Annotated in this window: 9 protein-coding genes and 2 pseudogenes; 3 read left to right on the top strand and 8 right to left on the bottom strand. The window is 34.2% G+C overall.

The window, feature by feature from the left end:
- Positions 1-182: hypothetical protein (locus F6K27_RS05345; protein ID WP_287300847.1), on the top strand; the 182-nt coding region annotated here is incomplete at its 5' end.
- A gap of 144 nt (positions 183-326) precedes the next feature.
- Here the strand turns inward: F6K27_RS05345 and psaK are convergent.
- From psaK to F6K27_RS05315, 5 genes and pseudogenes are all read right to left on the bottom strand, one after another.
- A complete protein-coding gene (psaK, locus tag F6K27_RS05340) occupies positions 327-587 on the bottom strand; it encodes a photosystem I reaction center subunit PsaK (protein ID WP_124146237.1) in 261 nt (86 codons plus the stop codon).
- Positions 588-1,091: 504 nt separating this feature from the next.
- Positions 1,092-1,367, bottom strand: a pseudogene (locus F6K27_RS05335) (choice-of-anchor L domain-containing protein); the annotation flags it as partial.
- Positions 1,368-1,708: 341 nt separating this feature from the next.
- Positions 1,709-2,227 carry a GNAT family N-acetyltransferase gene (locus tag F6K27_RS05325; RefSeq protein ID WP_375340849.1) on the bottom strand — a complete coding sequence of 173 codons (519 nt, stop codon included), beginning with the start codon at positions 2,225-2,227 and terminating at the stop codon, positions 1,709-1,711.
- Positions 2,211-2,513, bottom strand: a complete 303-nt coding sequence (locus F6K27_RS05320; protein WP_287274885.1) for a hypothetical protein — start codon at positions 2,511-2,513, stop codon at positions 2,211-2,213. The genes F6K27_RS05325 and F6K27_RS05320 overlap by 17 nt, the downstream gene beginning before the upstream one ends.
- A gap of 334 nt (positions 2,514-2,847) precedes the next feature.
- Positions 2,848-2,976: a hypothetical protein gene (locus F6K27_RS05315; RefSeq protein ID WP_275670413.1), complete on the bottom strand. Its 129-nt coding sequence runs from the start codon at positions 2,974-2,976 to the stop codon at positions 2,848-2,850.
- Positions 2,977-3,389: 413 nt separating this feature from the next.
- Here F6K27_RS05315 and F6K27_RS05310 point away from each other — a divergent pair, with 413 nt between their 5' ends.
- Both F6K27_RS05310 and F6K27_RS05305 read left to right on the top strand, forming a co-directional pair.
- Entirely contained in the window at positions 3,390-4,166 is a 777-nt protein-coding gene (locus F6K27_RS05310) for an HAD-IIB family hydrolase (RefSeq protein WP_124146234.1), read from the top strand.
- 546 nt (positions 4,167-4,712) lie between these two features.
- A complete protein-coding gene (locus F6K27_RS05305; protein ID WP_338043219.1) occupies positions 4,713-4,889 on the top strand; it encodes a hypothetical protein in 177 nt (58 codons plus the stop codon).
- A 90-nt stretch (positions 4,890-4,979) separates the two neighbouring features.
- Here F6K27_RS05305 and F6K27_RS05300 read toward each other — a convergent pair whose 3' ends face one another.
- The 3 genes and pseudogenes from F6K27_RS05300 to F6K27_RS05290 form a co-directional block, all read right to left on the bottom strand.
- Positions 4,980-7,433 carry a glycosyltransferase gene (locus tag F6K27_RS05300; RefSeq protein WP_287274883.1) on the bottom strand — a complete coding sequence of 818 codons (2,454 nt, stop codon included), beginning with the start codon at positions 7,431-7,433 and terminating at the stop codon, positions 4,980-4,982.
- A gap of 105 nt (positions 7,434-7,538) precedes the next feature.
- Entirely contained in the window at positions 7,539-8,657 is a 1,119-nt protein-coding gene (locus F6K27_RS05295) for a class I SAM-dependent methyltransferase (protein WP_287274881.1), read from the bottom strand.
- A gap of 190 nt (positions 8,658-8,847) precedes the next feature.
- Positions 8,848-9,239: pseudogene (locus tag F6K27_RS05290) on the bottom strand (hypothetical protein); the annotation flags it as partial.

Here is a 9,239-nt window from a genome sequence, read left to right as displayed (position 1 = left end):
TGCAAATCCACTACAGCGTTATAGCATATATAGCAGAAGGAAGAAGGCGTTTAGTTGTCTACAACAGAAGGAAGGAGGAAAATCAGGCGTTGTCTGAGTTTTCAGCTTTTGATATGTCAAATACATTAATAAGCTGGAAAAACCTATCTTCTCCCTTTAATGGTAAATCTCTTGCCTCATAAAAAAGCTGGTTGTTTGGTTCCAATGATTTATTGCTATTGCGCAATAGTTATGTAAACAAATAAGGCAACTTTTAGGGAAGTTGCCATAAATAAATCAAAATTGAATTAACAATTTTCTGCTAATAGTTATAGTTGAGGGAAATGTTACAGAGATCCTATATTTGCCAAACCAAGAATTACACCTGCACCTAAAATGTGACCAAAGCTAGTAGTTGCTAAAACTCCAGCTACACCAAAACCACCGAAAAAGTTAGATCCAGGCATTGCAGGTCCAACGCTAGGATATTTAACTGTAAACTTAGCGAAGGCGATCGCTACAATATTACAAATAATCATAATTAAAGCAATTTTGGGACTCCAACTAAAAGTATTAGGGCCAACTGCGAGTAAAGTTGAGTAAAGCATTTTTTCTTTTCCTTAATTATATGTAGTCAATCAAAAACCTAAGTGGCATCTTTATACCAGAAAATAATTGTATTTTCTCTTCTAGAGTAACTTAGTAATAATTCTTTACAAATCCAGCTTTAGATTTAAGAGGACTCTTACAGAAATTGGGAGTAGGAAACAGTGGAAGGTATCAATAGAGTTTTTGTGATGAAAAAAATGACTATAGGCGTTTCAAAATTTATGGGGTAAGCCATAAGCTAGGTGATTTTATTTTATCTGGTTAATTATTGATGAAAAATATTTAAAAGTTAATAAATAGGTGATTATATTTTTAATAAAAATATAATTACGATAAGAACTGATTTGTAAACTGAGCTGAAATCCCTTTCTAGCATGGGTTTTTCAAAAGTTATGCCCTTGGGGCTTAGATAGTGTCAAACCCTTAAAATGTAAAGTATCTATCCTCTTAATATTTACTTTATAAATCAGCTCTAAGAGCGATTGGATAAAATTTTAAATATCAAATTCTTCAGAGGCAAATACATAATTGAAGAAAACATCGCTTCCTTCAGTTTGAAAGTCAAATTCCAGAATAGTTGCATCAAAGGTTTTTTGGTCTTCAAAAATCAACCCATCCAAATTAAAATCTCCAGGCAATTCATTGTCGGTAGTTTTCTTATCTGAATCATTAGGACCTTTAGCATCGGTAGCTGCACCTGTAGTCAGAATAATACCACTATCTATGCTAATACCAGATGATAATCCATTGGTGAAAACTCCAGAAGCACCAGAAGCACCTCAGCTGCTAAAATTACACTTTGCTGTAACTCGTTTTTGTTTAAGAAAATCATGTTGTATTTTCCCCAAATAAATCAAGAGAGTTGGTTTTGCTTTCACCAATTCTTGGAACTTTTGAGAATAGCGTTAGATGAATTATTAATTTAACAATCTTTGATGTATACCATGTCCAGATAATTAAGTATAATAAAAATGTTCTATTGAAGCGATCTTGAATGAATATCCCAAATTTCTGCTTCGTTTACAGTGTTAGATCTTGAATTTACATCTACGACCTATGACCTACGACCTACTACCTACCATCTAAGAACTTTATTATCACTAATTAAACGGACATGATATTACTTGTTTCCTTGATACTGCATAATTATTACGGGAAGTTTGAAGATTTTTCTAGCTAATTGAGATATACCAAATTTGAACTTTAGAGATTGAGGTAATTCGGTTAAAGAAATAGGTACAAAACCAAAACGACTGTAAAAAGATTCTAATTTTTTCCCCAGACATTCTAGATATAAAGGTTTAGTTGATTGTTGAATCAGATGTTTGGTTAGTATTGTTCCTAAACCACATTTTTGCCAAGATTTGATAACGACTAAACTACCTAATTCTTCTGCATCTTCAAAATTACGCAACTGCCCACAAGCTACTAATTTTTCTTCACATTCAATTACCCAAAATTGTTGCCAAATTAATTGAGTTGGGTCAATTTTAGCAGTTAAAACTACTTTACGAATAGACCAAATATCTTTGGCAGATGCAGGTCTAAGAGTACAAGAATTTGGCAATAATATTTCTGTCATTTTCACCTCTTTTGATAGCTGATTTATTTGTTGATGATGATTATTCCAGATTGTCACCTTCAGTCAGTTGAGATAAATGCTTTAAAATTTGAAAAACCTGATGCAGATCGTTTCCAGGATTAAGAATATCAAAAAGTCGAGATACAGAATACTGTAAATTATCTCCCTTCATTAGTTTAATAAATCTGAAATTACTGCCATTTATCAATAATCCAAATGTAGGTACTTTTGGAGTCAGATTAGTTAACAGATAAAATAATAGTTGAGGCCATCCTACTTCTAGAGAATATTGTGACCGTTTAGCTTCAATAGCAACTACCCAAAAATATTCTTTTAAGACCAAAATATCTATACTTCTCCTAACAATTTGATCCTCATCTTCTATAGCAGAAGTAAGAAGGAAGAAGTAAGAAGGAAGAAGGGGTTTAGTTATCTAGGATAGAAGGTTGATTATTAATATTCTATTTTTTAGATATTCCATAATTCAAGAGTAGTAATTGTAGTTATTGTAGCACAAATTATACTTATTTTTTATACTCAATATGAAAGAGAGGAATATATAAATCTGCCAAATATAATAATGGTACTAATACTAACAAAATGGTAGTATTTTCTAACATTTGATATTTAATATTGTTGAGATAACCAGCTTTTAGTTTATCTAACCCTTGTCTTTCTCAACCATTAATTATTGGTAAATTATCAAGCCATTCTCGAAAAAATTGCTTATATTCAGAAAATTGTAAATTGAATTTAGTTTCAATATCATGTAAAGTTAGGTTTGTAGCTGTAATTGTTTCAAACATAATGAGAATAACTCTTTATTTAGTACATTATTATATAGCAATTCCCAAAAAGCGTGAGGTACGCGCATTCGTTTCTTTTAGGGATCAGGTAGGGACGTTGCATGCAAGGTCTGTACAGAATAGAAAAGAAGAAAAAACTGTATCTCAGTAACTTGAGAAGTAAGCATTCAGCAGTCAGCTATTAGCTAGCCTCCTGCGGAGGAACTACGTTAACAGCTATTGATGATAGGAGGAGGTAAAAGCAATTGAGAAATTTGGATAGAATTAAAACTTACTGTAAAATTACGTTTCTTCATGCTTATATGGAATTATTCATTATTTGCTGATAGCTGACTGCTAAGAGCTGAATGCTTACTTTGAGAAACGCTATATAATCTCAAAAGTTTTGAAATAATCGATCATAAATATTAATTATGCCTTTGACTCCTCTCTCTGAAACAGTAGCAAAAACAAGCCTTAAAAATATTCAACTTATAGCTACTGATATGGATGGTACATTAACTAAAAATGGTGAATTTACTTCTAATCTTTTCCTTAGTTTAGAAAAATTAGCAGCAGCAAAAATTCAGGTATTAATAATTACAGGTCGTTCTGCCGGTTGGGTGCAAGCTATTAAAAATTATCTGCCAGTAGTAGGAGCGATAGCTGAAAATGGAGGTTTCTTTTATCCTAATCATAACGAAGCACCTAAATTTTTAACTTCTATCCCAAATATTAATCTACATAGACAACATTTAGCTGAAGTTTTCCAATACTTAAAAAGTCTATTTCCTCGGATTGAAGAATCTGTTGATAATCAGTTTAGACTCACAGATTTTACTTTTGATATTCAGGACTTAAATTTATCTGAACTGACAAAAATGGCAAAGATTTGTCACTCCAAAGGTTATGGTTTTACCTATAGTACTGTGCAATGTCATATTAAACCTTTAGAACAGGATAAGGCGACGGGTTTATTGCAAGTTTTGTCAGACTATTTTCCGGAATTAACAACAGAAAAAATTCTTACAGTTGGTGATAGTCCTAATGATGAAACTCTGTTTGATGAAGGTAAATTCCCTTTGTCGGTGGGAGTCGCAAATATTCGAGAATATGCGGATAAATTGAATCATCAACCAGTTTATATTACCAGTCAAAAAGAAGCAGAAGGTTTTTGTGAATTGGCAGAATTACTATTAGAAAAAAATTAATTTTCTTCCACCATAAAATCAAGATTTTTTATGCAACACCATTTCAGTTATCAGTTATAATATAGCATTTCTCAGTAAGGGTTAGGTACACTGCTGGAGATTCCCCCTAACCCCCCTTGACAAGGGGGGAAACCGGAAGTCCCCCTTTTTAAGAGGGATTTATGGGGATAGTTGATGTAGCTCACGCCTTGTAAAAAGGGTATCGCGATCGCTCCTCCAGTATCAAAAATTTTTCCTACACACAACTTTCATATTTGTCAAAATCCTATGTTAAGCTGTAAGTGTGAAAAAATGTGGGCGCAAATAGTGTCGTTATTAGTAGTTTCAGGATTTACGCATGAATGCTATTGGTAGGGTGTGTTAGCGACAGCGTAACGCACAAATCCCTATATCTATTGTCAGTGCGTAAGTCCTAAGTAAAAAAACCCTTTATTTTTTAGTCAGACAAAAAGATAATATTCCGCAATACTTTGCGATCGCCCACTCGAACCAAACCATAATTTCAAACCTCCCTATTACAGTAGGTACTGATAACTGATAACTGAAATGACGAATATATCAATTCAATCAGAACCACCACTTTCAGCAAAGCAAACTCTACCCACCATGTACAACCTACCAAGTGAAAATCAGGAGGAACCTGGTTTGCCAGACGAATTTCACTACTTGCAACCAGAGTTGTTGCGCCAAACTTTTCAACCTCACAACTGGTATCCCAATTGATTGTTCTGTGGCAGCGATCTGAATCTTTACTACGATTTTCCGTACCGGAATACTCCGCAAACGCACACATTTACTGCTGAGTGCTGACTGCTATTTAAAAATAGAACTCAATCTTTGTGAAAAAACTTGAGGAGAACATTCAGTTTCAACTCGCTTCATGGCATTTTTTCTAAGTTTATTCCACAAAGCTGAATCTTGATAAAGTTTGATACATTGTTGAGCAAAATCTACATTATTATCACCAACTAATAATTCTGTTTCATTTTTCCATCCTAACTGTTGAGCAATTAAAGATGTAGTCACAATAGGTAAACCATAAGCTGCTGCTTCATGTACTTTATGAGGAATTCCTGCTGCATATCGAGTGGGAGCTACAAATAATCTCGCCTGATTATAAAATGGTGTTAAATCATCTACTTTTCCTAATACTTTGATTGATGGGTTGTTTAAATTATTTACTTTTTGTTCAATTTCTTCTACAGTATTATTCCCAATAATTATCAATTCTACTGTTAAACCAAGTTGCTCTTGAATCATCGGAAATATTTCCGAAGTTAGCCATAAAATAGAATCAGCATTAGGAGATTCTTTTTCATATATTGAACCCACAAACAGTAAATTTTCTCTTTCTGCAAAAGTTTTAGGAGTAGGATTAATTGATAGAGAATGACCTAATAAACTGACATTAGTATAACCTTGTGAAAGAAATTGTTGTTGTTCTTGGGAGGAAACAGTAATAATATGATGGCTATTTTTAGCTAGCTTAATTTCTTCTGTTATAGCTTTTTGACGTTCTATTTCAGTAAAAGTAATTTGATTTAAACGTTTATATTCATAGTCTCGAATACTAAAAATTGCTTCAGCATCATAAATAATTTGGGCTGATTTAAGGAGATTTTCTTTCACTAAAATAGAGTTTAAATGTTTAATATTATGGGGACGACTAATCAAAACTAAATCATAATATCCTTTCCGTTCTCTTAAAAAATCTTCTAACAGAATTAACCCATATCCCCGCATAACTTCAACAGTTTGGGGAATATCAGAATAAATAGTTGACCAATCTTCGAGATAACCCAGATCCCCTGGATAAAGGGTGACAAAATAGCCTAATTTAACAAGATTACAGAGAATAGAATGACTGCGGGTATAACCCGAACCTATCCAAGGATGAGGAATTCTATCATCAATAAATAATAGACGTTTTTGTTTTTCTCTAGCTTGAGTGCGAGCAAATATTAAATTCTTTAGTTCGGTAGGATATTGAGATGGAAACCAGTCTTTATGTTTTTGTTGAAATATCTTTTGATTTTTTTCCATCAGAGCGATCGCCTGTTTGCTGGAACCTGTATTACTGGAACTAGCAAACTCATAATGGAGAATATTTACATTAGGGTCGTAAATAATTTTTTTCCCTAATTTTTGTAGTCGCACACAATAGTCAGTTTCCTCAAAATAAGCTGGTTGATAATCTTCATCAAATCCTCCTAATTGTAAAAACAAATCCCGTCGAGTTAAGAGAAAAGCTGCGGAACAATAATCAACAGTACGTTTAAATTGATATTCTGGTGCAGTAGGTGAGTTTCCACGTCCATATCCTAAGCAAGTTCCATCTTGCCAAATGATACTTCCCGCTTCTTGGAGGGTGCCATCGGGAAGGATTAGTTTTCCACCCACAGCACCAATATCATCTGAAGATTTAATGGTTTCCAGAGCGGAGGGGATACTATTGCCGAGAATTTGAGCATCATTATTCAAAAATAGGAGATAGTTTCCTTGAGCAATTTTGCTACCTTGGTTACATCCCAGGAGATAATGAAAATTTTGATGATTAAGAATAATGTTTGCCCCGTTTATCTGTTGTAGCAGTTGACGGGTGGTATCAGTGGAGTTGTTATCTACTAATATTAGTTCAAAAGATTTAAAAGGATTTCTCAAAAGGGAGTATAAGCAGCTTAAAGTTATTTCTACTCGGTTATAGAGAACAATAATGATGCTAATTTCTGGATTTTCAACCAGGGGAAAATTTAGTTGAGAGTTGGTATTGAGGAAACTATCAAGGGTGATTTGGTTGAGAGTATCAAGGGTTTGTTTTGCTTGGTCTAGTTGGGGGGTTTGGGGGAGAGAAGGGGTTTGGGAGCTTAAGGAATTTTGAGTAGATTGAAAACTCTCTGCTAGGGGATGGTTGGGTTGTAGTTGGAGAACTTTTTGATAGGCGAGTTGAGAGCGGTCAAAGAACCCTTTTTTGGCAAACGCTTTTCCTAACCCCAGGTAAATTTCGGCATCATTGGGAGAAATTTCTAATGCTTGATAGTAGATTCGTAGATCGTCTGGGTTTTGTTTAATTTTCTGTTTGTAAAAGTTAAGCAGATTAGTTTTTTCTGCTTTTGCTTGTTGTTGTAGAGCATCCCCAATTTTTTGATGTATTCCTGGGAGGTTGGGGTTGAGTTTGAGGGCGTTTTGGTAAGAGGCGATCGCTTCTGACCAGTTCTGATTCTTGTAGAAATCTTTTGCTTGTTCTAGGTAGTGTTCCCAAATTTTCATATTGTCAATTTAGCTCATTCTTCTCTAAAGATAACTAGAGCATCAAAATTTGATCTAATAGTTTGAGTGACCTTGTTTTTTGACCTCTGATTTGTTGTTGTTCCATCACTTATTTTTTTTAATAACATATTTAGGTGAATCTTCAATGAATTTAAGATTCCGCTCTGAGCAAAATTGTTCTACTGCACTCTTAACTCCCGGCCAACCCGGTATAAAATCATCTCCTATTAATACTCCTCCTTCTGTCAGCAAATCCCAATAGTTCACAAGGTCTAAATAAACGCTCTCAAACTCGTGACCAGCATCTATATGTATCAAATCCGCTTTCACTCCCAGGCGTTTTAGGATTATGGCAGCATTGGTACTGGTTTGTGGTAATGGAATAATATTGTTTTCTAATCCTTTCCACATCACATTGGCTAGAAATTGATAGTACATTCCAGGATATCCATGTTTAAGCTGGAGAGACAAAAATATATTATCAGGTCTTTGAGGATTCCAATGCTCAGGACTACCTAGCCAGGTATCCACAGATATAACAATCGCTTTAGGATCGGCTTTTGTGGCTATCTCTGCCATGTGGACTGTTGCCTGTCCTTTCCAAACTCCAACTTCAATAATTATCTTAGGGTTGACTGTAGGTATCATTTCAGCAAATACCTTATGTTTGCCGTTCCAGCCTTGCAAATCCATTTTATATTGTTTAAAATCAAAGCCATTGTAGGGATTTTCTACATATATTTGAGAAATAAAATCATCGTAGTTAGATGAACTTTTACGATCTGGCTTACTCTGCAAAGAGGCCAACTCATTAGATTCTAACTGACCAAATTCAATCGCATAACCGGGGATACGGCTGTTGTCTTCTAGTACAAATTGAATTAACATTTCTTTCGCTTCTAATAGCCTCCGATCGGATATTAAAGTTTTGAAGCCACTATTTATTGCCTGTGGTTCTTTTGGATACACTCTTGAGACACTTAAACGCTCATGGTTAACTAAAGTTGTATGAATTATTTCATCATTACAGACAAACTCTACTAGGGTAGCTTTTGACTTTTTTCCAATTACCCATCCGACAATTTCAATCCCAGATTTATCTGATAACATGGTGTTATTTATCGGTTTATCTAGACTCATTATTGCTACCGATGTATCTACGGTCATCTTTTTAATATTAGATATAATTTCTTGGCTTTGGTCAATTTTTGTAGTTTTTTTCATAAATCATCTTTCTCAATTTTGTTTACAATTCAAAGGGTAATGGCACATACTAATTATTAACTTTTTATTAATCAGGACTTACGCACGAGGCTGGAAAAAGTAGCGTTTGAGATTGCTTCGATGTCGGTCACTTCGGACGGAAATACGTTCTACTACGTAAGTCCTATTAACTTTAGTATGGAGCAAATATTTAATTTTCTGTAATTGCTGAATTATCTGACTCCAGCTTACTCAACTCAAGCAAATAACCAGGGATACGGCTGTTGTCTTCTAGTACAAATTGAATTAACATTTCTTTCGCTTCTAATAGCCTCCGATCGGATATTAAAGTTTTGAAGCCACTATTTATTGCCTGTGGTTCTTTTGGATACACTCTTGAGACACTTAAACGCTCATGGTTAACTAAAGTTGTATGAATTATTTCATCATTACAGACAAACTCTACTAGGGTAGCTTTTGACTTTTTTCCAATTACCCATCCGACAATTTCAATCCCAGATTTATCTGATAACATGGTGTTATTTATCGGTTTATCTAGACTCATTATTGCTACCGATGTATCTACGGTCATCTTTTTAATAT

Origin of the sequence: Okeania sp. SIO2F5 (assembly GCF_010692685.1) — a bacterium.
GTDB lineage: Bacteria > Cyanobacteriota > Cyanobacteriia > Cyanobacteriales > Microcoleaceae > Okeania > Okeania hirsuta.
This window is presented reverse-complemented; position numbering and strand designations above follow the sequence as displayed.